Annotated in this window: 25 protein-coding genes and 1 pseudogene; 19 read left to right on the top strand and 7 right to left on the bottom strand. The window is 64.2% G+C overall.

What is annotated here, in order from left to right:
* Position 1: 1 nt before the first annotated feature.
* The 5 genes and pseudogenes from CAY82_RS03125 to CAY82_RS26960 form a co-directional block, all read right to left on the bottom strand.
* Complete coding sequence (locus CAY82_RS03125) at positions 2-481, bottom strand: histidine kinase (protein WP_087499902.1); 480 nt, start codon at positions 479-481, stop codon at positions 2-4.
* A gap of 261 nt (positions 482-742) precedes the next feature.
* Positions 743-2,065, bottom strand: coding sequence for an ATP-binding protein (locus CAY82_RS03120; RefSeq protein ID WP_087499901.1), 1,323 nt, complete (start codon positions 2,063-2,065; stop codon positions 743-745).
* The gene (locus CAY82_RS03115; RefSeq protein WP_087499900.1) at positions 2,062-2,745 is read right to left on the bottom strand and encodes a response regulator transcription factor; all 684 of its coding nucleotides are present in this window, start codon (positions 2,743-2,745) and stop codon (positions 2,062-2,064) included. The genes CAY82_RS03120 and CAY82_RS03115 overlap by 4 nt, the downstream gene beginning before the upstream one ends.
* 85 nt (positions 2,746-2,830) lie before the next feature.
* Positions 2,831-3,397, bottom strand: coding sequence for an NTP transferase domain-containing protein (locus CAY82_RS03110; protein WP_087499899.1), 567 nt, complete (start codon positions 3,395-3,397; stop codon positions 2,831-2,833).
* A 26-nt stretch (positions 3,398-3,423) separates the two neighbouring features.
* Positions 3,424-3,552, bottom strand: a pseudogene (locus CAY82_RS26960) (XdhC family protein); the annotation flags it as partial.
* Positions 3,553-3,658: 106 nt separating this feature from the next.
* Between CAY82_RS26960 and dsbD the strand changes: the two are divergent.
* From dsbD to CAY82_RS03090, 4 genes are all read left to right on the top strand, one after another.
* Positions 3,659-5,374, top strand: a complete 1,716-nt coding sequence (gene dsbD, locus CAY82_RS03105; protein WP_087499898.1) for a protein-disulfide reductase DsbD — start codon at positions 3,659-3,661, stop codon at positions 5,372-5,374.
* The gene (locus CAY82_RS03100; RefSeq protein ID WP_087499897.1) at positions 5,374-6,210 is read left to right on the top strand and encodes a TlpA disulfide reductase family protein; all 837 of its coding nucleotides are present in this window, start codon (positions 5,374-5,376) and stop codon (positions 6,208-6,210) included. The genes dsbD and CAY82_RS03100 overlap by 1 nt, the downstream gene beginning before the upstream one ends.
* A 1-nt stretch (position 6,211) precedes the next feature.
* On the top strand, positions 6,212-6,970 hold the full coding sequence (gene dsbG / locus CAY82_RS03095) for a thiol:disulfide interchange protein DsbG (RefSeq protein ID WP_087499896.1): 759 nt from the start codon (positions 6,212-6,214) through the stop codon (positions 6,968-6,970).
* A 258-nt stretch (positions 6,971-7,228) separates the two neighbouring features.
* Positions 7,229-7,759: an RNA polymerase factor sigma-70 gene (locus CAY82_RS03090; protein ID WP_087499895.1), complete on the top strand. Its 531-nt coding sequence runs from the start codon at positions 7,229-7,231 to the stop codon at positions 7,757-7,759.
* Positions 7,760-7,879: 120 nt separating this feature from the next.
* On the opposite strand, the gene CAY82_RS03085 is transcribed toward CAY82_RS03090, so the two are convergent.
* A complete protein-coding gene (locus CAY82_RS03085) occupies positions 7,880-8,680 on the bottom strand; it encodes an ABC transporter substrate-binding protein (protein ID WP_087500198.1) in 801 nt (266 codons plus the stop codon).
* Between the two features lie 173 nt (positions 8,681-8,853).
* Between CAY82_RS03085 and CAY82_RS03080 the strand changes: the two genes are divergently transcribed.
* Both CAY82_RS03080 and CAY82_RS03075 read left to right on the top strand, forming a co-directional pair.
* Entirely contained in the window at positions 8,854-9,405 is a 552-nt protein-coding gene (locus CAY82_RS03080; RefSeq protein ID WP_087499894.1) for an exonuclease domain-containing protein, read from the top strand.
* Positions 9,406-9,479: 74 nt separating this feature from the next.
* Positions 9,480-9,764, top strand: coding sequence for a pyrimidine/purine nucleoside phosphorylase (locus tag CAY82_RS03075; RefSeq protein WP_003259920.1), 285 nt, complete (start codon positions 9,480-9,482; stop codon positions 9,762-9,764).
* A gap of 113 nt (positions 9,765-9,877) precedes the next feature.
* On the opposite strand, the gene CAY82_RS03070 is transcribed toward CAY82_RS03075, so the two are convergent.
* Positions 9,878-10,570: an alpha/beta family hydrolase gene (locus CAY82_RS03070; RefSeq protein WP_087499893.1), complete on the bottom strand. Its 693-nt coding sequence runs from the start codon at positions 10,568-10,570 to the stop codon at positions 9,878-9,880.
* Between the two features lie 50 nt (positions 10,571-10,620).
* Here CAY82_RS03070 and ccoN (CAY82_RS03065) point away from each other — a divergent pair, with 50 nt between their 5' ends.
* From ccoN (CAY82_RS03065) to CAY82_RS03000, 13 genes are all read left to right on the top strand, one after another.
* Positions 10,621-12,045: a cytochrome-c oxidase, cbb3-type subunit I gene (ccoN, locus tag CAY82_RS03065; RefSeq protein ID WP_013973491.1), complete on the top strand. Its 1,425-nt coding sequence runs from the start codon at positions 10,621-10,623 to the stop codon at positions 12,043-12,045.
* Positions 12,046-12,058: 13 nt separating this feature from the next.
* On the top strand, positions 12,059-12,667 hold the full coding sequence (ccoO, locus tag CAY82_RS03060; RefSeq protein WP_013973492.1) for a cytochrome-c oxidase, cbb3-type subunit II: 609 nt from the start codon (positions 12,059-12,061) through the stop codon (positions 12,665-12,667).
* A gap of 5 nt (positions 12,668-12,672) precedes the next feature.
* Complete coding sequence (locus CAY82_RS03055; RefSeq protein WP_087499892.1) at positions 12,673-12,867, top strand: CcoQ/FixQ family Cbb3-type cytochrome c oxidase assembly chaperone; 195 nt, start codon at positions 12,673-12,675, stop codon at positions 12,865-12,867.
* Entirely contained in the window at positions 12,864-13,805 is a 942-nt protein-coding gene (ccoP, locus tag CAY82_RS03050) for a cytochrome-c oxidase, cbb3-type subunit III (RefSeq protein WP_087499891.1), read from the top strand. Before CAY82_RS03055 ends, ccoP (CAY82_RS03050) begins: the two co-directional genes overlap by 4 nt.
* Before the next feature lie 459 nt (positions 13,806-14,264).
* A complete protein-coding gene (gene ccoN / locus CAY82_RS03040) occupies positions 14,265-15,707 on the top strand; it encodes a cytochrome-c oxidase, cbb3-type subunit I (protein ID WP_087499890.1) in 1,443 nt (480 codons plus the stop codon).
* Entirely contained in the window at positions 15,707-16,315 is a 609-nt protein-coding gene (gene ccoO / locus CAY82_RS03035; RefSeq protein WP_087499889.1) for a cytochrome-c oxidase, cbb3-type subunit II, read from the top strand. The genes ccoN (CAY82_RS03040) and ccoO (CAY82_RS03035) overlap by 1 nt, the downstream gene beginning before the upstream one ends.
* A 5-nt stretch (positions 16,316-16,320) precedes the next feature.
* Complete coding sequence (locus CAY82_RS03030; RefSeq protein WP_003259925.1) at positions 16,321-16,512, top strand: CcoQ/FixQ family Cbb3-type cytochrome c oxidase assembly chaperone; 192 nt, start codon at positions 16,321-16,323, stop codon at positions 16,510-16,512.
* Positions 16,509-17,486, top strand: coding sequence for a cytochrome-c oxidase, cbb3-type subunit III (ccoP, locus tag CAY82_RS03025; RefSeq protein WP_087499888.1), 978 nt, complete (start codon positions 16,509-16,511; stop codon positions 17,484-17,486). The genes CAY82_RS03030 and ccoP (CAY82_RS03025) overlap by 4 nt, the downstream gene beginning before the upstream one ends.
* 322 nt (positions 17,487-17,808) lie before the next feature.
* Positions 17,809-19,224, top strand: a complete 1,416-nt coding sequence (ccoG, locus tag CAY82_RS03020; RefSeq protein ID WP_087499887.1) for a cytochrome c oxidase accessory protein CcoG — start codon at positions 17,809-17,811, stop codon at positions 19,222-19,224.
* A gap of 15 nt (positions 19,225-19,239) precedes the next feature.
* Positions 19,240-19,764: a FixH family protein gene (locus CAY82_RS03015; RefSeq protein ID WP_087499886.1), complete on the top strand. Its 525-nt coding sequence runs from the start codon at positions 19,240-19,242 to the stop codon at positions 19,762-19,764.
* Between the two features lie 91 nt (positions 19,765-19,855).
* Positions 19,856-22,330, top strand: coding sequence for a heavy metal translocating P-type ATPase (locus CAY82_RS03010; RefSeq protein WP_087499885.1), 2,475 nt, complete (start codon positions 19,856-19,858; stop codon positions 22,328-22,330).
* Positions 22,309-22,524 (top strand): cbb3-type cytochrome oxidase assembly protein CcoS, encoded by a 216-nt coding sequence (ccoS, locus tag CAY82_RS03005; protein ID WP_087499884.1) that lies wholly within the window; start codon positions 22,309-22,311, stop codon positions 22,522-22,524. Before CAY82_RS03010 ends, ccoS begins: the two co-directional genes overlap by 22 nt.
* Entirely contained in the window at positions 22,517-23,200 is a 684-nt protein-coding gene (locus CAY82_RS03000; RefSeq protein ID WP_087499883.1) for a sulfite exporter TauE/SafE family protein, read from the top strand. The genes ccoS and CAY82_RS03000 overlap by 8 nt, the downstream gene beginning before the upstream one ends.
* The last annotated feature ends 106 nt before the right edge of the window (positions 23,201-23,306 follow it).

Genomic DNA, 23,306 nt, shown 5'->3' with positions numbered 1-23,306 from the left:
TTCAGCGGTTGAACACCGTGTGCGCGAAATTGGTCCGCGGCCGTGGCCGCACCGTAGCAGCCGGCATGGCACCCGGCAGCGGCAGCTTGCCGACCGGTAGCGGCGTATCGATGATCGCCATGAACGCCTCCAGCGCCTCGTTATCGGGCACCTGGGGCAGGCTCAGGCTGACGGCCTGGCGCTCGGTCTGCGGCACCGAGGGCACTCTCAACTGGGCAGAGTGATAAAGCAGGGCATGCTGGATCTGTGTGCTGACGCGGCAGAAGCGCGCCAGGTCGACCCCGACATGGCTGGCCAGTTCGATATTGCCCAACAGCAGGTTGAAAGGCTGCAAGGCACACAGCACCAGGCGCTGCAGCTCCTCGAAGCTCTCCACTGGCGCTATCCGGTAGTAGCCCAGGCCATTGAGCAGCCGTTCCAGCTGCAGGCGCTGGCACGGGTGGGCGTCGGCAATGAGGATGCGCAGGGTCTTGTTGGCCATGGTCGGACCTGGGCAGTTGGGTAATGGGTACGCTCCATGACCATACTGCGCCAGTAACGGCTACTGCCAACGCTACGTTTGGCAGAGGTCTTCTTTGATAGAAGTCGGGAAAGCCGTGGAAATCAAGTGATTGACTGACGGAATTTGAGCAATACCGTCGCCGCCACAGCTATACGCGCTCTTCTGGCACAGATCTCAGGGTTGTTGCAGTACCTGTGGAAGCAGGTTGACCCGCGAAGAGGCCGGGGCAAGCGATAAAGATCAATGCCCCGAGCGCGCCGGCACCTGCAAGAGCACTCGCAAGCCATCACTGCGGCTGTCGAACTTCAGGCTACCAGCACAACGCTGCACGATCGCCTGCACGATCGCCAGCCCCAACCCGCAGCCACCACTTTGCCCGTTACGCCAGAAGCGCTCGGTCAGGTGTTCCAGGTCCGACTCGGCAATCCCCGGCCCATGGTCGCGCACCAGAAAGCCCACCTGGCCGTCAGCCATCTGCACCTCAAGCTCCACCGTCTCGTTGCCGCCATGGCGCAGGGCGTTATCCAGCAGGTTGCGCAGCGCTGCCACCGCCAACGGTGCCGGCATGCCCAGGTAGATCTGCGTAGCTGCTTCAGGCAAGCGCAACACGATCCGCCGATTGTCACCGCCGCCGGCATCCTGTACCGCCTGCCGGGCCACCTGCTCGGCGCTGCACTGCACGCCATCCTCGAACGACAGGCTGCCTTCCACCCGCGCCAGCATCAACAACTGCTCAAGCGTGCGGTGCATGCGGTCAGCGCCCTGCTCGGCATGCTCCAGCGCCTGCTCGCGTACGGCGCCATCGGTCATCCGTGCTACCTGCAGGTGAGTCTTGATCGCTGTCAGCGGGCTGCGCAGTTCGTGCGCGGCATCGTCGGTCAGGCGCCGCTCACGTTCGATGGTCTGGGCAATGCGCAGGAACAGCTGGTTCTGGGTTTCCAGCAACGGTTGCAGCTCGCTGGGCATACCCGCCACCTGCAGTGGCTCGACGCTGTCCGCACGCCGGCGGCGCAAAGCATCGCGCATGCGGTTAAGCGGCTCCAGGCCCTTGCCCAGGCCGATCCACAACAACCCCAGGCTGCCAAGCAGCGCCATCAGCACCGGTGCCGAGGCCACCAGCAGGATCGACTGGTTCAGCGCCTCGCGCTCCATGTGCCGGTCGGCAGTGGTGATGCGCACATCGCCATGGTTGTAGGTAAAGGTGCGCCACAGCGCATCGTCGATGGTCTGGTCACGGAAACCGCTGCGTTCATCGTCCATGACGCCATCGTGCTTGTGGTTGCTGGCGAGGATCTCGCCACGCAGCGAACTGACCTGGCAGGCCATGCCATCCGGCACGCTGAACTGGTCGGCGGAAATGTGCGCCTCCCCACCCTTGGCGGTCAGCGGCTGCGGCAGCTGATCGATCAGCCCGGCGACCATGCGCGCCGAAGCCACCAGGCGCTGGTCGAGGGAGAACATCATCTGCTGGCGCAAGTCGCGCAGCATCCACGCGGCGGCCAACACCCAGATGATCACGAAGGCGCTGCCCAGGATCAGGCTCAGCCGTACCCGCAGGCTCATGATGCGGCCTCCTCCGGCGCCTGCGCAGGGCCCAGGCGGTAGCCCAGACCGCGCACGGTCTCGACGATGCCGTTGCCCAGCTTGCGCCGCAGGTGGTGGATATGCACGTTCAGGGCATTGCTCTCGACTTCGTCGCTGAAGCCGTACACGCAGTCTTTGAGCTGCTCACTGGACAGCACCCGCCCGGGGTTCTGCAGCAGCGCCTGGAGCAATGCCTGTTCGCGCCGGGATAGGTCGACCGGCTGGCCGGCCAGGGTTGCCTCGCAACTGCTCGGGTCATAGCGCAGCGGGCCGTGCTGGATCACATTCACCGCCCGCCCGGCCACCCGCCGCAGCAGGCTGTGCAGGCGTGCGGCCAGCTCGCGCAGGTCGAAGGGCTTGAGCAGGTAGTCGTCGGCACCGGCCTGCAGGCCATCGACCCGGTCGGTGACCGCATCACGCGCGGTGAGCACCAGCACGGGCAGTGTCTCGCCTTTCTCGCGCAGGCGGCGCAGCAGCTTCAGGCCGTCTTCGTCGGGCAGGCCAAGGTCGAGGATCATCACGTCGAACTGCGCCGCCTGCAGCATCGCACGTGCATCGGCGGCATTGCCCACACGGTCCACGGTCAGGCCCTGGGCGGCAAGGCCGGCGCAGATGCCGGCGGCGATCAGGTCGTCGTCCTCGCAGAGCAGAACGTGCATGGTGGGCTCCTGCAGTGGTGTGGCTGACATTGCACCTTGGGCGGATTAAGGGAGGATTATGGACCTTTTTGGAGGGCGTTCGCCTTCAGTCTTGCAGCGCCTGCGGCATATCCACATCCAGCAACACACCAGCATCATCCACTTCGACCACCACACAGCACCCCTGATGCGCCCGCAACACCGCCCGCGCCCCTTCATCCCCGCTCAGCCGCCCCAACGTCGGCCAGAAATCACGCCCGAAGATCACCGGATGCCCCTGCTGCCCCGCATGGCGCGGCAACACGATGGTCGATGCGGTAACCGCCTCCGCCAGCCGAAGCAAGGTTGCCGGTTCGATCCAGGGCATATCACCCAGCAGGATCGCCACCGCCTGCGCCTGGCTGTCGAGCAACGACCCGGCACCGGCAGCCAGGCTATGCCCCATGCCTGCGGCGGCCAGGGGACTGACGACAATGCGGCAAGCGGCAGGCAGCCCGAAATCCTCGCCCCGCTCGCCTTCGCGCAATACCACGCGCACGTCATCGAATGCTGCCCAGGCGCGCTCAACGCTATGCGCCAGCAGGCTGCGACCATCGGACAGGGCCGCCCGGCGCTTGTCAGCGCCAAAACGCCTGGCGCTGCCTGCCGCCAGCACCAGCGCGACGACGCTCACAGCACCACCCGACACTGCCGCAGGACCGCCCTGGAGTCCATCACACCGATGCCGAACGCTTCGGTACCTATCGCCTCAGGCATGGTCAACTCATCGATATCTGGCTCATGGAACAATGCAACCACCGCTGCGTCGGCATGGCAAGCACCGCTGGCGGCCTGGCACCGGTGTACTGGACCTGCGTTGGCAGGAAAGGGTTAACCTTGGGTTAATCGGCCCAAGCCAGCATGACCCCTTTCAACGTACTGCCAAGGCGAAGACATGCGCGTCCTCCTGCTCTTCCTGACACTGCTGCTGGCCGGCCCGTTACAGGCCAACCCGTTCGATGTCAAACCGGATTTCCTCCCGGTCAACCAGGCCTTCGTGCTGACCCACGACCGCCAGGCCGATGGCCAGATGCGCCTGTTCTTCCAGATCCAGCCAGGCTACTACCTGTATCAGAAACGTCTGAAGTTCGAGGGCCTGCCCGTCGAACAGCACCCGCAACTGCCAGTCGCCCTCAACCACCACGACGAGTTCTTCGGCGACAGTGCGGTGTACCGCGACCAACTCGAACTGTTGCTGCCGGTCAATGCCCAGGGCCAGCTGCGCCTGGGCTGGCAAGGCTGCGCCGATGCCGGCCTGTGCTACCCACCGCAAACCACGTTGATCGACCTGGGTGGCAGTGTGGCAACAGTGGCCGAACAAGCCAGTGACCAGGCCCTGGCCAGTGACCTGCAACAAGGCCACCTGGCCTGGAGCCTGCTGGCGTTCTTCGGCCTGGGCCTGTTGCTGGCCTTCACCCCCTGCTCGCTGCCGATGCTGCCGATCCTCGCCGGGTTGGTGCTGGGCAATGGCGCCAGTGCCCGGCGCGGCTGGGTACTGGCTGGGGTCTATGTACTGAGCATGGCCCTGGTGTATGCCGCCCTGGGCGTGGTCGCCGCGCTGCTGGGCGCCAGCCTGCAGGCCTGGCTGCAGCAACCCTGGCTGCTGGGCAGCCTGGCGGCGCTGTTCGTGCTGCTGGCCCTGCCGATGTTCGGCGCCTTCGAACTGCAACTGCCCGCGGCCCTGCGTGACCGCCTCGACCGCGCCGGGCACGGCACCCGTGGCGGCAACCTGTATGGCGCGGCGCTGCTGGGCGCGCTGTCTGGCCTGCTGATGGGCCCATGCATGACCGCACCGTTGGCCGGCGCGTTGCTGTACATCGCCCAGAGCGGCGACGTGCTGCAGGGGGCGCTGGTGCTGTTCAGCCTTGGCCTGGGCATGGGCGTGCCGCTGCTGTTGCTGGTGACCCTGGGCAACCGCTACCTGCCCCGCCCAGGCGCGTGGATGAACCGGGTCAAGGGCGTGTTCGGCTTCGTGTTCCTGGCCATGGCGCTGTATACCGTGCGCGGTCTGCTGCCCGCGGCATTGCTGCTGGCCCTGAGCGGCGCCTTGCTGATCGCCCTGGCCTGGGCTGCCTGGCCCGCCTTGCAGCGGCTACCGGCGCTGCGCGCAGTGCCACTGCTGGGTGCCCTGTGGGGCGGTCTGCTGCTGGTGGGCGCGGCGGCCGGTGGCGACGACCTGTGGCAACCGTTGCGCCCGTTCGCCGGTGGCAGCGCTTTGTCGGCCACCGGCCAGCATGCCGAAGACACCTTCGTCACCGTCAGCCGCCCCGAAGACCTGCAACGCGAACTGGAGGCGGCCAAGGCCCGTGGCCAGTGGGTGATGCTCGACTACTATGCCGACTGGTGCGTGTCGTGCAAGGTCATGGAAAAACAGGTGTTCGCCCGCAGCGACGTGCAGGCCGGCCTGGCCGGCGTACACCTGCTGCGCCTGGACGTGACCGCCGACAGCCCGGCCAGCCAGGCCATGCTGCAGCGCTACCAGGTACCCGGCCCGCCCAGCATCATCTGGATCGGCCCGGAAGGCGACGAACGCCGCGCGCGGCGCATCACCGGTGAAGTGGATGCGGCCGCCTTCCTGCAACACTGGACCCAGACCAGGAGCCAAGGCTGATGCTGACCGTAACCCTCGGGCCACTGACCATGGCCCTCAACCACCTGCTGATGCTCACCGCCCTGGTGATCGCCAGCGTGGTCGGCTGGTGGGTCGCCCGGCGTGGCGGCGAGAGCCCGGAATCGGCACTGTTCAACCTGTTCCTGATCGGCCTGTTGTGCGCACGCGCCGGCTTTGTGCTGGCCTACTGGCCGATGTACCGGGACGAGCCGCTGCAGATCATCGATATCCGTGATGGCGGCTTCCTGCTCTGGTCCGGCCTTGCCGGCATCGTGCTCGGCGCCCTGTGGCAGGGCTGGCGCCATCCGGGCCTGCGCCGCCCAATGGGCTGGGCGCTGTTCAGCGGCGCGTTGTTCTGGGGCCTGGCCAGCCTCGGTGGCCATTTGTACAGCAAGGGCACCGAACTGCCGGAACTGAGCCTGCGCAACGCCAGCGGCCAATCCGTGGCGTTGCATAGCTACCGCGGCAAGCCGCTGGTCATCAACATCTGGGCCACCTGGTGCCCACCCTGCCGGCGCGAAATGCCGGTGCTGCAACAAGCGCAGAGCGCTTACCCACACGTGACCTTCCTGTTCGTCAACCAGGGCGAGACCCCGGAAAACGTCAGCACCTTCCTCGCCACCACCGGCCTTAGCCTGACCCACGTGCTGTTCGACGGTACCGGCCTGCTGGCCCAGCGCGTCGGCTCCATGGCCCTGCCTACCACCCTGTTCTACGACGCCGACGGGCGCCTGGTCGGCAGCCATCTGGGCGAGCTGTCCCGGGCCAGCCTGCGCCATGCCCTGGAGCCTTTCGACCGTGCCACCGCGCCCGCCCCTGCCGCACAAGGAAACTGACATGCGACTGACTGCACTGCTACCCCTGTCCCTGGCCCTGCTGACTCCCCCCATCTTGCAGGCCGAAGAGCTGCCCAAGGCGATTGCGCAACTGCAAGCCAAGGGCGCCGTGATCAAAGGCAGCTTCGACGCGCCTGCCGGCCTGCGCGGGTATGCCGCCGAGTACCAGAACAACGGCCTGGCCCTGTACCTTACCCCTGACGGCAAGCATGTACTGGTCGGCAGCCTGTTCGACGAACAGGGCAAGGACCTCAGTGCCGAGCCGCTGAAGAAGCTGGTGTATGCGCCGATGAGCAAGGAAATCTGGGCGAAGATGGAGAAAACCGCCTGGATCGCCGACGGCAAGGATGATGCGCCACGCAAGGTGTACCTGTTCAGTGACCCCAACTGCCCGTACTGCAACATGTTCTGGGAGCAGGCGCGGCCTTGGGTGGAATCGGGCAAGGTGCAGTTGCGCCATATCATGGTCGGCATCATCCGCGAGGACAGCCCGGGCAAGTCGGCGGCGCTGCTGGCGGCGAAGGACCCGGCCAAGGCACTGCAGCAGCATGAAAAGGCCGGCAAGGCCAGCACGCTGAAGCCGCTGGAGCAGGTGCCGGAGGCGGTGCAGCAGAAACTGGCGGCGAACATGGCGCTGATGGAGGAGATGGGGTTGCAGGCAACCCCGGCGATTTTCTATCAGGATGAACAGGGCAACCTGCAGAGCCAGCAAGGCGCACCGCGGCCGGAGTTGCTTGGGAAGATTCTCGGCAAGCGCTGAAAGATACGGTGCCTGCACCGGCCTCTTCACGGGCGGGCTTGTCCCGCGTAGCGCCGCGCGGGCGGCGCTCGATCTCACAGGCACCACAAATGCCCTGACATGCCCCCGATCGCCCCTGCCCCCTACAACTGCAATCGCATGAAACCAATTACGCCTCTCATTTGACAATTATTATCATTCTGAATAGCTTGTCGCCCGTCGTAGGAAGCTTCCCAACTTTGGGGGCGTCCTCTCCCCCTCTGTAACAAGGTGATTTCCATGACGGAACAACTATCCACAAGTAAGTGCGATTCACCATTACTGCAGGCCTTCGTCGACAACCGCAACATCCTGGTCAAGATCGCTGCCCGTATCACCGGCTGCCGGTCGCGCGCCGAAGATGTGGTGCAGGACGCCTTTTTCCGGCTCATCGCCGCCCCGCAGATCACCTCGTCATTCAAGGCGCAGCTCAGCTACCTGTTCCAGATCGTGCGCAACCTGGCCATCGACCACTACCGCAAGCAGGCAATGGAGTTGAAGTACTCCGGCAGCGAGGAGGAAGGCCTGAACGTGGTCGTGCAAAATGCCTCCCCCGAAGCCACCCACATCAACCTCGCCGCACTGGATGACATTGCCGAGGCGCTGAACGAACTGCCCCAACGCACCCGCCATGCCTTCGAGATGTACCGGTTGCATGGCGTGCTACAGAAGGACATTGCCAAGGAACTGGGGGTGTCGCCGACACTGGTCAACTTCATGATCCGCGATGCGCTGGTGCATTGCCGCAAGACAGCCAATCGGCAGACCTGATCAAGCACAGGGTTCGGGCGCACGGCGTGGGTGGCGTTTGCCGTTGCTCAAAGGCATCGGCTTGGCTCACGGCAATGAAGATAAGGTTTACCGCTGAGAACGTTGCCACAACGCGGGAATTCAGTCTTTTGGTGCAGTCACTGTAATGCGGTAGGGCTCGAAGATGCGCGCCAGCTCGCCACTGTCGCGTAACCCGCGCAGCAACGCCGCGAACGACTGCTCGCCGATAGGCGCCCCCGGGCGCAGCAAGGCGTAGTGATGGTAGACCTGGTCAATGCGCTGCGAGGGCACCAACCGCTCCCGGCTGGCCGGATTGCGCGCCAGGAAATCGCTGAGGTAGGAACGCGTGACCAGGGCGATGTCGGCGCGGCCGGCCTGCACCATCAGCAGGTTGCTGTCATGGGAATAGGTCAGGGTCGCGTTGTAGGTCCTGCGCAGGTAATCCGGGTCGGGGTTGAAGCCGGCGAACGCATAGTGATAGCCGTTGAACAGCGCCAGGCGCTTGCCGTTCAGGTCGTCGAAGTAATGCGGGTCATGACCATTGGCCTGGCGGGCGACAAACACTTCGGCGTCTTCCAGGCACATGTCCACGGTCTTGTGGGGAATCTGCTGCCAACCCCATTGCGGGTTCTCGAAAATGGCCATGTCCGTACGGCCTTGCTGGAAGTCACCGAAACGCCGCTGGACGGACGTGGGTACCAGAACGAAGCGGTAGTGCTGCTGCACGCGGTTGAGCGCGTCGACCAACTGCGGTAGCAGGCCGGTGTCGGCGCCCTGCTCCGGGCGCACGGTGTAGGGCGGGAAATGCGCCGCGCCAATCTTCACTTCTACGGCACCAGCCGCCCATGACGGCGCCGCCGGCCAGAACACAGCCAGCAGCATCATACAAAACAGGGCCTTGAGGCCGGGCGCTGGAGTCAAGAAGGACACTCATCACGGTTCATGCCTGGGTCCGCCTAAGCTAGGCGTTTTCCGGGCCGGACACAACAGCCGGCTAGGTGGCCCTTTATGCCAAAGCCACGGGCAAATTGCCAGGGGGTGCCGGATGCCCGGAGTTTGGCTACGCTCTAGCAGGATCTGCAAGGGAGCCTGGTATGGGCCATTGGTTGGTGATCGACCTGGAAGCCACCACCGATAATGGTGGGTGGCCGGTCACAGAGATGGAAGTCATTGAAATCGGCGCAAGCCTGGTAACCCGCGAAGGCCGCGAGGTCGACCACTTCCAGCGCTTCGTAAAGCCCCGGCGGCGGCCGCAGCTGACCCCGTTCTGCCGCGAGCTGACCCACATCAGCCAGGCCAGCGTGGACAGTGCCGCATCGTTCCGCGAGGTGTGGGCAAGCTTCGAGCGCTGGCTCGGGCACCACCGTGGGCAGCTTCAGGCGTGGGTCAGCTGGGGCGACTACGACCGCCAGCAGTTGCACCAGGAATGGCAGCAACACGGGCTGGACAGCCTGCTGCGGACCCTGCCACACATCAACCTCAAGCAACGCTTCGCCAAGGCCCGCCACTTGCAACGGCCCACCGGCCTGAACAGTGCCCTGCAACTGGCCGGCATGCACTTTTGCGGGCAGCAGCACCGGGCCCTGGAAGATGCGCGAAATACCGCGCGGCTGCTGCCGTTGAGCCTGCCTGCGGGGGCTACCTGAAAGCAGATGACGGGGCCCCTGGGCTTGGGCATACTGGCCAGCCCTTTTTCATCCCCCCTTTTCAGGAGTCGCCCATGTTCCAGGTCAACGAGTACTTCAACGGCACCGTCAAGTCGATCGCCTTCGCGGGCGAAGAAGGTCCGGCCACTGTCGGTGTGATGGCCCCGGGCGAATACGAGTTCGGCACTGCCAAGCGCGAGATCATGCACGTGGTTTCGGGTGCACTGACCGTGAAACTGCCAGGTAGTGACAACTGGGAAACCTTCAAGGCGGGCGACAAGTTCAACGTGCCGGCTGACAGCAAGTTCCAGCTGCAGGTGAAGGTGGATACCGCTTACCTGTGCGAGTACCGCGACTAAGCGTCAGCCTGGTCCGGCCTCTTCGCGGGTAAACCCGCTCCCACAGGTACTGCACAGTTTTCAGATCCTGTGGTGAACCTGTGGGAGCGGGTTCACCCGCGAAGAACCCGGCACTAATCCTTCAGGAATGCTGCAACCTTCTCAGCCGCCGCCTGCAAATGCTGCTCATGGCTGAACCCCGAGGCCTTCAGCGGCTTCAGGTCATGGTCCCCCGCCACTAGCCAGCTCACTTCGATCGCCGGCGACAACGCATACCCTGCCACCGCCTCGCGGTTACCCAGTGCATCCCGCTCGCCCTGCACGATCAAGGTCGGCGTCTTCAAGTCGGCCAGGTGCTCGACCCGTGGCTTCTCCGGTTTGCCCGCCGCATAGAACGGATAGCCCAGGCACACCAGTGCATCAGCCCCCAACTCATCGGCCAGCAGGCTGGCCATGCGCCCGCCCATGGACTTGCCACCCACCGCCAGCCTTCCCGCGACCAAAGGTCGCACCTGCCGGTACACCTCGCGCCAGCATTCGAGCAACACCTTCTGCGGGTTCGGTGGCCGCTTGCCGCCGGTAACCCGGCGCTCGGCCATGTAAGGGAATTCGAAGCGCACTACCGCTACCCCAAGCGCCGCAAGCCTTTGCGCCATTTCGTCCATGAACCCGCTGTCCATCGGCGCACCTGCGCCATGGGCCAGGATCAGGCAGCCCTTGTAGCCGCCCTTGCTCTGAACGTGCGGAGGATCGCAGCGCAAGCCTGGGACATTTGCGACCTTCGCCCATTGATCCCCGTCAATACCGGCACTTTGCCCATTAATCATGCTTGCCTCGCTGTAAAGCCTGCCAAATAACCGTGGATGGGAACCCATACATGAACACAACCAGCAGTACCGCCTATAACTACAAGGTGGTCCGCCAATTCGCCATCATGACGGTGGTGTGGGGAATCGTCGGGATGGGGCTCGGCGTCTTCATCGCCGCCCAGCTCGCCTGGCCTTCCCTCAACTTCGACCTCCCCTGGACCAGCTTCGGCCGCCTGCGCCCCCTACATACCAATGCGGTGATCTTCGCCTTCGGCGGCTGTGCGCTGTTCGCCACCTCCTATTATTCGGTGCAACGCACCTGCCAGACCACCCTGTTCGCACCGGGCCTGGCCGCGTTCACCTTCTGGGGTTGGCAATTGGTGATCCTGCTGGCGGCCATCAGCCTGCCGCTGGGCTACACCAGTTCCAAGGAATACGCCGAACTGGAATGGCCGATCGACATTCTGATCACCATCGTCTGGGTGAGCTACGCCATCGTGTTCTTCGGCACGCTGATGAAGCGCAACACCAAGCATATCTACGTTGGTAACTGGTTCTTCGGCGGCTTCATCCTCACCGTGGCGATGCTGCACGTCGTCAACAACCTGGAACTGCCAGTCAGCCTGACCAAGTCTTACTCGGTCTATGCCGGCGCCACCGATGCCATGGTGCAGTGGTGGTATGGCCACAACGCCGTGGGCTTCTTCCTGACCGCAGGCTTCCTGGGGATGATGTACTACTACGTGCCCAAGCAGGCAGAACGTCCGGTGTATTCCTATCGCCTGTCGATCGTGCACTTCTGGGCGCTGATCACCCTGTACATCTGGGCAGGTCCGCACCACCTGCACTACACCGCGCTGCCCGACTGGGCGCAGTCGCTGGGCATGGTGATGTCGCTGATCCTGCTGGCACCCAGCTGGGGCGGCATGATCAACGGCATGATGACCCTGTCCGGCGCCTGGCACAAACTGCGCAGCGACCCGATCCTGCGTTTCCTGGTGGTGTCGCTGGCGTTCTATGGCATGTCCACCTTCGAAGGCCCGATGATGGCCATCAAGACGGTCAACGCCCTGTCTCACTACACCGACTGGACCATCGGTCACGTCCATGCCGGCGCCCTCGGCTGGGTAGCGATGATCTCGATCGGCGCGCTGTACCACACTATCCCGAAAGTGTTCGGCAAGGAGCGCATGTACAGCATCGGCCTGATCAACGCGCACTTCTGGCTGGCCACCATCGGTACCGTGCTGTACATCGCCTCGATGTGGGTCAACGGTATCGCCCAGGGCCTGATGTGGCGCGCGGTCAACAGCGACGGCACGCTCACCTACTCGTTCGTGGAAACCCTGGTGGCCAGCCACCCAGGCTTCATCGTGCGCTTCGTCGGCGGTGCGATCTTCCTCAGCGGCATGTTCCTGATGGCCTGGAACACCTGGCGCACCGTGCGTTCGCCGGCGCTCGATGTCGCCCCTGCGAACGCCCAGCTGGCTTGAGGAGACCTGCCTGATGAAACATGAAGTCATCGAGAAAAACGTCGGCCTGCTGGCCCTGCTGATGGTATTTGCCGTCAGTATCGGCGGCCTGACCCAGATCGTCCCGCTGTTCTTCCAGGACGTCACCAACAAGCCGGTGGAAGGCATGAAGCCCTACACCGCGCTGCAGCTGGAAGGCCGCGACATCTACATCCGCGAAGGCTGCGTGGGCTGCCATTCGCAGATGATCCGCCCGTTCCGCGCCGAAACCGAGCGCTATGGCCACTACTCGGTGGCCGGTGAAAGCGTGTGGGACCACCCGTTCCTGTGGGGCTCCAAGCGCACCGGGCCGGACCTGGCCCGGGTCGGTGGCCGCTACTCGGACGACTGGCACCGTGCGCACCTGTACAACCCGCGCAACGTGGTACCGGAGTCGAAGATGCCGTCGTACCCGTGGCTGGTCGCCCAGCAGGTCGACAACAGCCATACCGACACCAAGATGCGTACCCTGCGCACCCTGGGCGTGCCGTACACCGACGACGACATCGCCGGGGCCCGCGACGCGGTCAAGGGCAAGACCGAGATGGACGCCCTGGTCGCCTACCTGCAGGTGCTCGGCACCGCGATCAAGAACAAGAGGTGAATGCGATGGGAATGGACATCGGCATGATCCGCGGCCTGGGTACCCTGGTGGTGATGATCGCCTTCATCGGCCTCACCCTGTGGGTATTCAACCGCCGCCGCGACCATGATTTCGCCGAAGCGCGCCTGCTGCCCTTCGTCGACGACCGCCTGCCCTCTGCCGGACAGGAACCTGCTGCAAAAAGGAGTAACGGGCAATGACCACCTTCTGGAGTACGTACATCTGCGTACTGACCATCGGTAGCCTGATTGGCCTGACCTGGCTGCTGCTCGCCACCCGCAAGGGCCAGAGCAACAACACCGCCGACCAGACCATGGGCCACAGTTTCGACGGCATCGAGGAGTACGACAACCCGCTGCCCAAGTGGTGGTTCTGGCTGTTCGTCGGCACCCTGGTGTTCTCGGTCGGCTACCTGATCCTCTACCCGGGCCTGGGCAACTGGAAGGGCATCCTGCCGGGCTATGAAAATGGCTGGACCGGCGCCAACGAATGGCAGAAGGAAATGGACAAGGCCGACGCAAAATTCGGCCCGATCTTCGCCAAGTACGCCGCCATGCCCGTGGAAGAAGTGGCCAAGGACCCGCAGGCGCTGAAAATGGGCAGCCGCCTGTTCGCCTCCAACTGCTCGGTATGCCACGGTTCGGATGCCAAAGGTGCCTATGGCTTCCCCAACCTCACCGACAAGGACTGGCGTTGGGGCGGCGAGGCGGAAACCATCAAGGCGTCGATCATGAACGGTCGCCACGGCGTGATGCCGGCCTGGGCCGAAGTGATCGGCGAGCAGGGCGTGGCGGATGTGGCCGCGTTCGTGCTCACCAACCTCAATGGCCGCACCCTGCCGGAAGGGGCCAAGGCCGACCCGGCCAAGGGCAAGGAGATCTTCGCCGGCAACTGCGTGGCCTGCCACGGGCCTGAAGGCAAGGGCACTCCGGCCATGGGCGCGCCAGACCTGACCCACCCGCAGGCATTCATCTACGGTTCGAGCTTTGCCCAGCTGCAGCAGACCATTCGCTATGGTCGCCAGGGTCAGATGCCGGCGCAGGCGGAGATCCAGGGCAACGACAAGGTGCACCTGCTGGCGGCATATGTGTATAGCCTGTCGCAGGATGGTGCTGCTGAAACCGTCACTGCCAAGTAATACCGCCCAGGGCCGCTTTGCGGCCCATTCGCAGCACAAGGTTGCTCCTACAAGGGGACCGCGCAAGATTATGCGCCCCTGTAGGAGCAGCCTTGTGCTGCGAATGGGCTGCAAAGCAGCCCTCCCCCGCTCTACCCCCTCCTTGCACCCCCTCCGAACAGAACTAAGCTTGTTGCCTCAGTGGGCCTCGCTCCGAAAGGACCGAAGCAGACGCGGCGCGTAGCCTGTCGCCGTCCCGATTAAAAGCCTGACCGATCGATCAGAAAAAGACGAAAAACGGTACACATTACAAATATTTATTTGTGTACAATCGTCCAGACCCGATCGCTGCGGGACATCAGTGAACGGGCTCGGGCACGGGTCGGCGTACCAAAGTTGCGTTGCGGTAACCCCAGTGGTTATCAATACTGGCGCCGATTTTTCGACCAACAAGAACATCAAAACCGTGGAACCTTAGCAATGAGCACAGCAATCAGTCCGACTGCTTATAACTATAAGGTCGTCCGCCAGTTCGCCATCATGACGGTGGTCTGGGGGATCCTTGGCATGGGCCTCGGCGTCTTCATCGCCTCGCAGCTGGTATGGCCGCAACTGAACCTGGACCTGCCCTGGACCAGTTTCGGCCGCCTGCGCCCGCTGCACACCAACCTGGTGATCTTCGCCTTCGGGGGCTGTGCGCTGTTCGGCACCAGCTACTACGTGGTGCAGCGCACCTGCCAGACCCGGCTGATCTCCGACAGCATGGCCGCCTTCACCTTCTGGGGGTGGCAGGCGGTGATCGTCGGGGCGCTGATCACCCTGCCGATGGGCTACACCACCACCAAGGAATACGCCGAGCTCGAGTGGCCGCTGGCGATCCTGCTGGCCATCGTCTGGGTCACCTACGGGCTGGTGTTCTTCGGCACCATCGTCAAGCGCAAGACCAAGCACATCTATGTCGGCAACTGGTTCTACGGCGCCTTCATCGTGGTTACCGCGATGCTGCACATCGTCAACCACATCTCGCTGCCGGTAAGCCTGTTCAAGTCGTACTCGGCTTATTCCGGCGCCACCGACGCGATGATCCAGTGGTGGTACGGCCACAACGCCGTGGGCTTCTTCCTCACCACCGGCTTCCTGGGGATGATGTACTACTTCGTACCCAAGCAGGCCGAACGCCCGATCTACTCGTATCGCCTGTCGATCGTGCACTTCTGGGCACTGATCACCCTGTACATCTGGGCCGGCCCGCACCACCTGCACTACACCGCCCTGCCTGACTGGGCACAGTCGCTGGGCATGGTGATGTCGATCATCCTGCTGGCACCCAGCTGGGGCGGCATGATCAACGGCATGATGACCCTGTCCGGTGCCTGGCACAAACTGCGCACCGACCCGATCCTGCGCTTCCTGGTGGTGTCGCTGGCGTTCTACGGCATGTCCACCTTCGAAGGCCCGATGATGGCCATCAAGACCGTGAACTCGCTGTCGCACTACACCGACTGGACCATCGGCCACGTCCACGCCGGCGCCCTCGGCTGGGTGGCGATGATCTCGATCGGCGCCGTGTACCACATGATCCCGAAACTCTACGGTCGCGAGCAGATGCACAGTGTCGGCCTGATCAACGCGCACTTCTGGCTGGCCACCATCGGTACCGTGCTGTACATCGCCTCGATGTGGGTAAACGGCATCACCCAGGGCCTGATGTGGCGCGCCATCAACGATGACGGCACCCTCACCTACTCCTTCGTCGAAGCCCTGCAGGCAAGCCACCCTGGCTATATCGTCCGCGCCCTGGGCGGTGCGTTCTTCGCCACCGGCATGCTGCTGATGGCCTACAACGTGTTCCGTACCGTACGTGCCGCCAACCCGGCACAGGCCGAGGAAGCCGCCAAGATCGTCGTCGTGGGAGCGCACTGATGAAGCATGAAGCCGTCGAGAAGAACATAGGCCTGCTGGCCTTCTTCATGGTCATCGCCGTGAGCGTCGGTGGCCTGACCCAGATCGTCCCGCTGTTTTTCCAGGACGTCACCAACAAGCCCGTGGAAGGCATGAAGCCGCGCACCGCGCTGGAACTGGAAGGCCGCGATATCTACATCCGCGAAGGCTGCGTGGGCTGCCACTCGCAGATGATCCGCCCGTTCCGCGCCGAAACCGAGCGCTATGGCCACTACTCGGTGGCCGGTGAAAGCGTGTGGGACCACCCGTTCCTGTGGGGCTCCAAGCGTACCGGGCCGGACCTGGCCCGGGTCGGTGGCCGCTACTCCGATGACTGGCACCGTGCGCACCTGTACAACCCGCGCAACGTGGTACCGGAATCGAAGATGCCGTCGTACCCGTGGCTGGTCGAGCACAAGCTCGACGGCAAGGACACCGCGAAGAAGATGGAAGTACTGCGCACCCTCGGCGTGCCATACACCGACGCCGACATCGCAGGGGCCCGCATTGCTGTCAAGGGCAAGACCGAAATGGACGCCATCGTCGCGTACCTGCAGGGTCTTGGCACCATCATCAAGAGCAAACGGTGACGCTGATGGATATCGGGATGATTCGCGGCCTGGGCACCGTCGTGGTGATGGTGGCCTTCGTGGGCCTGGCGCTGTGGGTGTTCAACCCACGGCGTAAAAAGGACTTCGACGAAGCCACCCAACTGCCCTTCGCGGATGACCCCGAGGCTAGCAGGCACGTCGAGCAAGCAAAAGCTTCTGGGAGCAAAAAACAATGACAACCTTCTGGAGTCTGTACGTTACCGTCCTGACCCTGGGCACCATCTTCTCGTTGACCTGGCTGCTGCTGTCGACCCGCAAGGGCCAGCGCGAAGAGGTTACCGATGAAACTGTCGGGCATGCCTTCGATGGCATTGAGGAATACGACAACCCGCTGCCGAAATGGTGGTTCTGGCTGTTCGTCGGCACCATCATCTTCGCCCTCGGCTACCTGGTGCTGTACCCGGGCCTGGGCAACTGGAAAGGCGTCCTGCCGGGCTACTCGTACCTGGATAACGACAAGCAGACCGAGTTCTCCAACGGCCAGCCGGGCTGGACCGGCGTGCACGAGTGGGAAAAGGAAATGGCCAAGGCCGACGCCCGCTTCGGGCCGATCTTCGCCAAATTCGCCGCCATGCCCATCACCGAGGTGGCCAAGGACCCGCAGGCACTGAAGATGGGCGCTCGGCTGTTCGCCTCCAACTGCTCGGTGTGCCACGGCTCCGATGCCAAGGGTGCCTTCGGCTTCCCTAACCTCACCGACAACGACTGGCGCTGGGGCGGCGAGCCGGACACCATCAAGGCCACCATCATGGGCGGTCGCCACGGCGTGATGCCGGCCTGGGCCGAGGTGATCGGTGACCAGGGCGTGGCCGATGTGGCCGCGTTCGTGGTCAGCAAACTCGATGGCCGTACCCTGCCAGAGGGCGTGAAGGCCGATGCCGAGAACGGGCAGAAGATCTTCGCCGCCAACTGCGTGGCCTGCCATGGGCCTGAGGGCAAGGGTACGCCGGCCATGGGTGCGCCGAACCTGACTCATCCGCAGGCGTTCATCTACGGTTCGAGCTTTGCGCAACTGCAGCAGACCATCCGCTATGGCCGCCAAGGGCAGATGCCGGCCCAGGAGCAGTTGCAGGGAAATGACAAGGTGCACCTGCTGGCGGCGTATGTTTACAGCCTGTCGCAGCAGGCCGAACCGGCCAAGGCCGAGTAAGGCAGGCCCGGCCTCTTCGCGGGTAAACCCGCTCCCACAGGTACTGCGCTCGCGTCAGGATCTGTGCGGTCCCTGTGGGAGCGGGTTCACCCGCGAAGAGGCCGGTACTGAAAACACATTTGTTGCAGGCCCCATGACCTGGATCAATTGACACCCGCCATAACACGATTCATACCACGAACCCAACGCGACTAAAGGTCGCAGCTCGACCCCGTACTGCCATCAGCGGCGTATCATGGGCCGCAGAGCGCTAGCAGATTGCGCGAGACTGCGGCCGGCATGCACTGGCCGCGGCGTTTTTCCACTGCCGTGGGACTTGATGATGAGCAAGCAAATTCCGGTACATGACGTCACCCCGCCTGCCAACAAAGGGAAGGATTCCGTCGACCTCTACGCCTCCCGGGAAAAGATCTACACCCGCGCCTTCACCGGTTTGTTCCGACGCTTGCGCATGGTCGGCGGGGCAGTGCTGTTCCTGCTCTACTTCGGCACCGTATGGCTGAACTGGGGCGGCCACCAGGCCGTGTGGTGGAACCTGCCCGAGCGCAAGTTCTACATCTTCGGCGCCACCATCTGGCCGCAAGACTTCATCCTGCTCTCGGGCATCCTCATCGTTGCCGCCTTCGGTCTGTTCTTCATCACCGTATTCGCCGGGCGGGTGTGGTGCGGCTACACCTGCCCGCAAAGCGTGTGGACATGGATTTTCATGTGGTGCGAAAAGGTCACCGAGGGCGATCGCAACCAGCGCATGAAGCTCGACAAAGCCCCCATGAGTGGCAACAAGTTCCTGCGCAAGTTCGCCAAGCACAGCCTGTGGCTGCTGATCGGTTTCGTCACCGGCATGACCTTCGTCGGCTATTTCTCGCCGATCCGTGAACTGGCCACCGAATTCTTCACAGGCGAAGCTGACGGCTGGGCCTACTTCTGGGTCGGCTTCTTCACCCTCGCCACCTACGGCAATGCCGGCTGGTTGCGCGAGCAGGTATGCGTGTACATGTGCCCCTACGCACGCTTCCAGAGCGTGATGTTCGACAAGGACACGCTGATCGTTTCCTACGACCCGCGTCGTGGCGAAACCCGCGGCCCGCGCAAAAAGGACATGGACTACAAGGCTGCGGGCCTGGGCGACTGCATCGACTGCACCATGTGCGTGCAGGTCTGCCCCACCGGCATCGACATCCGTGACGGCCTGCAGATCGAGTGCATCGGCTGCGCCGCGTGCATCGACGCCTGTGACAACATCATGGACAAGATGAACTACCCCAAAGGGCTGATCAGCTACACCACCGAACACAACCTGTCCGGGCAGAAGACCCACATGCTGCGCCCGCGCCTGATCGGCTATGCCGTGGTGCTGCTGGTGATGATGGTCGGCCTGGCCACCGCCTTCGCTACCCGTTCGCTGGTCGGTTTCGACGTCAGCAAGGACCGTGTGCTGTACCGCGAGAACGCCCAGGGCCGGATCGAGAACGTGTACAGCCTGAAGGTGATGAACAAAGACCAGCGTGACCACGTCTACGTGCTGGACGCCACCGGCCTGCCGGACCTGAAGCTTGAAGGCCAGCGCGAGATCCGCGTGGACGCTGGTGATATCGTCAGCCTGCCGGTGCAACTGTCGATCGCACCCGAGAAACTGCCGTCGACCACCAACGAAATCACCTTCATCCTCAAGAGCGCCGATGACAGCGACGCCCAGGTTGAAGCCAAGAGCCGTTTCATCGGCCCACAGATCCGCTGAGAGAGATAACCACCAATGCCTGCCACCGCCGCCAGCCCCTGGTACAAGCACCTCTGGCCCTGGATCATCATCGGCATCCTCGCCACCTCGGTGTGCCTGAGCCTGACCATGGTCAGCATCGCCGTGCACAACCCGGACAACCTGGTGAACGACAACTACTACGAGGCTGGCAAGGGCATCAACCGCTCGCTGGACCGAGAACTGCTGGCACAGAACCTGGGCCTGAAGGCCGGCGTGCACCTGGACGAGCTGACCGGCGAAGTGGACGTGCGCCTGGCCGGCAACAGCGACCCGCAAAGCCTGGAGCTGAACCTGATTTCGCCGACCCAGCCGGAGAAAGACCGCAAGGTACTGCTGAGCAGGGTCGAAGCCGGGCGTTATGTGGGGCAGCTGGAAGACAAGGTCGACGGGCGGCGCTTCGTCGAGCTGCTGGGTAGCGAAGGCGGCCAGGTGTGGCGCTTGTTCGAGGAGGAAAAGGTCGAGCATGGTGTGACCTTGCAGCTGGGTGATGAAGCACTGCAAGGTGCCGAGCACCAATAATCGCACCTCCGCCGCTCCTTGTAGGAGCGGGTTTACCCGCTCCCACAGGTGCCGCGCCCAACCCAGCCGATTTGTTTAAGGCAATGATGTGATGACCCAGCCCACCCCCTGCTACCACTGCGCCCTGCCCGTACCCGCTGGCAGCCGCTTCACCGCTGTGGTCCTCGGCGAGCCCCGGCAGTTCTGCTGCCCTGGCTGCCAGGCGGTGGCCGAGTCGATCGTCGCCGGTGGCCTGGAGCACTATTACCAGCACCGTAGCGACAACAGTGCCAACCCCGAGGCCCTGCCCAAACAGCTGCAGGACGAGCTGGCCCTCTACGACCGCAGCGACGTACAGCAAACCTTCGTACGTCATGCGGGCAATCTGGCCGAAACCACCCTGCTGGTCGAAGGCATCAGCTGCGCCGCCTGCGGCTGGCTGATCGAAAAGCACCTGCGCAACCTGCCCGGCGTCGCCGAGGCGCGCCTGAACCTGTCCAACCACCGCCTGCTGCTGAACTGGGATGACAAGCAACTGCCGCTCTCGCGCCTGCTCGCCGAGCTGCGCCAGATCGGCTACGCCGCCCACCCCTACCAGCCCGACCAGGCCGCCGAGCAACTGGCCCGCGAGAACCGCAGCGCCCTGCGCCGCCTGGGCGTAGCCGGGCTGCTGTGGTTCCAGGCGATGATGGCAACCATGGCTACCTGGCCAGAATTCAACATCGACCTGTCGCCCGAACTGCACACCATCCTGCGCTGGGTGGCGCTGTTCCTCACCATTCCCATCGTGTTCTACAGCTGCGCACCGTTCTTCAAGGGCGCGGCACGCGACCTGCGTACCCGCCACCTGACCATGGACGTTTCGGTGTCGCTGGCCATTGGCCTGGCCTTCGGCGCCGGCATCTGGACCGCCATCACCGGCAGCGGCGAGCTGTATTTCGACACAGTGGGCATGTTCGCGCTGTTCCTGCTCACTGGCCGCTACCTGGAACGCCGCGCCCGCGAACGCACCGCCGCGGCCACTGCGCAACTGGTCAACCTGCTGCCGGCCTCGTGCCTGCGCCTGGACGTCCTCGGCCGCAGCGAGCGTATCCTGCTAAGCGAACTGCAGTGCGGTGACACGGTGCAGGTGCTGCCAGGCGCGGTAATCCCCGCCGATGGGCGCATCGTCGAAGGCCACTCCAGCGTCGATGAATCGTTGCTGACCGGTGAATATCTGCCGCAACCGCGCCGGGTTGGCGAGCGGGTTACTGGCGGTACCCTGAATGTCGAAAGCACCCTGAACGTGGAAGTCGAAGCCCTCGGCCACGACTCGCGGCTGTCGGCCATCGTCCGCCTGCTGGAGCGCGCCCAGACCGAAAAACCACGCTTGGCCGAAATCGCCGACCAGGCCTCGCAGTGGTTCCTGCTGTTCTCGCTGCTGGCCGCCGTCGCCATCGGCCTTTGGTGGTGGCACCTGGACCCGGCGCGGGCGTTCTGGATCGTACTGGCCATGCTGGTAGCGACCTGCCCTTGCGCACTTTCCCTGGCCACGCCAACGGCGCTTACTGCAGCCACCGGCACCTTGCACAAGCTCGGCCTGCTGGTGACTCGTGGTCATGTGCTGGAGGGCCTGAACCAGATCGACACAGTGATTTTCGACAAAACCGGCACGCTGACCGAAGGCCGCCTGACCTTGCGCAGCATCCGCCCACTCGGCAGCCTGCCTGCCGACCGCTGCCTGGCCTTGGCCGCGGCACTGGAAAACCGGTCCGAACACCCCATCGCCCGTGCCTTCGGCCGCACCGCCACACCCGCCGACGATGTGCAGACCGTACCGGGCCTGGGCCTGGAGGGGCTGGTCGAAAGCCAACGCCTGCGCATTGGCCAGGCCGCCTTCGTCTGCGCCCTGAGCGGCACGGAAATCCCTGGGGTGCCGGAGCCGCGCGGCCAGTGGCTACTGCTCGGCGACTGCCAGGGGCCCCTGGCCTGGTTCGGCCTGGACGACCGCCTGCGCGACGATGCCCCTGCCCTGCTGGCGGCCTGCAAGGCCCATGGCTGGCGCACGCTGCTGCTGTCAGGCGACAGCTCGCCAATGGTTGCCGAAGTGGCCGCGCAGCTGGGCATCGACCAGGCCATCGGCGGCCTGCGCCCGGATGACAAGCTGGACCGGCTGAAGGCGCTGCAGGCGGCCGGCCGCAAGGTGCTGATGCTGGGTGACGGGGTCAACGACGTGCCGGTGCTGGCCGCCGCCGACATCAGCATCGCCATGGGCAGCGCCACCGACCTGGCCAAAACCAGTGCCGACGCCGTGCTGCTGTCCAACCGCCTGCAGGCGCTGGTACAGGCCTTCGAGCTGGCCCGCCGCACCCGACGCAACATCCTCGAGAACCTGCTGTGGGCAACCCTGTATAATGGCCTGATGTTGCCGTTCGCCGCGCTCGGCTGGATCACCCCGGTATGGGCAGCCATTGGCATGTCGGTCAGTTCGCTGATCGTGGTGCTCAATGCCCTGCGCCTGACCCGCCTGCCCTTGGCATCGGGTTTGCCAACGAATGAAGCGCCCTTGCCCGGGAGGAAGTCACCATGCCCGCCCTCTATGTCATGATCCCTGCGGCCCTGCTGCTGGTCGGCGTGGCCGTGTACATCTTCTTCTGGGCAGTGGACAGCGGCCAGTACGACGATTTGGAAAGCCCTGCCCACAGCATCCTGTTCGACGATCAGGACCCGCGCCACCAGGCGGCGGTGAAGCCTGACGACAGCCAGGCCGACACCGACAAGGAACCCCCGCCCCGTGCCTGACCTGCTGCCCCTGCTGGGCTCGGCGTTGATCCTCGGCCTGCTCGGCGGCGGCCACTGCCTGGGCATGTGCGGCGGCCTGATGGGTGCGCTGACCCTTGCCATACCGCCCGAACAACGTGGCCGGCGCTTGCGCCTGCTGCTGGCGTATAACCTTGGGCGCATTCTCAGTTATGCCTGTGCCGGCCTGTTGCTGGGCCTGGCCGGCTGGGCCGTGGCCAGCAGCCCGGCAGCTCTGGGGCTGCGCGTGGTGGCAGCGCTGTTGTTGATTGCCATGGGGCTTTACCTGGCCGGCTGGTGGAGCGGGCTCACCCGCATCGAGACGCTGGGCCGGGGACTGTGGCGGCATATCCAGCCGGTGGCGTCGCGTTTGCTACCGGTGTCCAGCATGCCTCGGGCGTTGCTGCTGGGGGCTTTGTGGGGGTGGCTGCCGTGCGGATTGGTGTACAGCACCTTGCTGTGGGCGGCCAGCCAGGGCAATGCCGGGTACAGCGCGGCGCTGATGCTGGCGTTCGGCGTGGGGACCTGGCCGGTGTTGCTGGCTACCGGGCTGGCGGCAGAACGAGTAAACAGGTTGTTGAAGCGGCGCGGTGTGCGGGTGGCGGGTGGCGTGCTGGTGATGCTGTTTGGCGCCTGGACCCTACCTGGGCCACACCAGCATTGGCTGATGGGGCATTGATGGGGGCCGCTTGGCGACCCTTCGCGGGCAAGCCCGCGAAGGGCTGCAGAGCAGCCCCAATGCCCTTGATACAAATCAACACAGATTCCTACAGACGGCCATAGAC

Origin of the sequence: Pseudomonas sp. SID14000, assembly GCF_002165135.1 — a bacterium.
Taxonomy (GTDB): Bacteria; Pseudomonadota; Gammaproteobacteria; order Pseudomonadales; family Pseudomonadaceae; genus Aquipseudomonas.
This window is presented reverse-complemented; position numbering and strand designations above follow the sequence as displayed.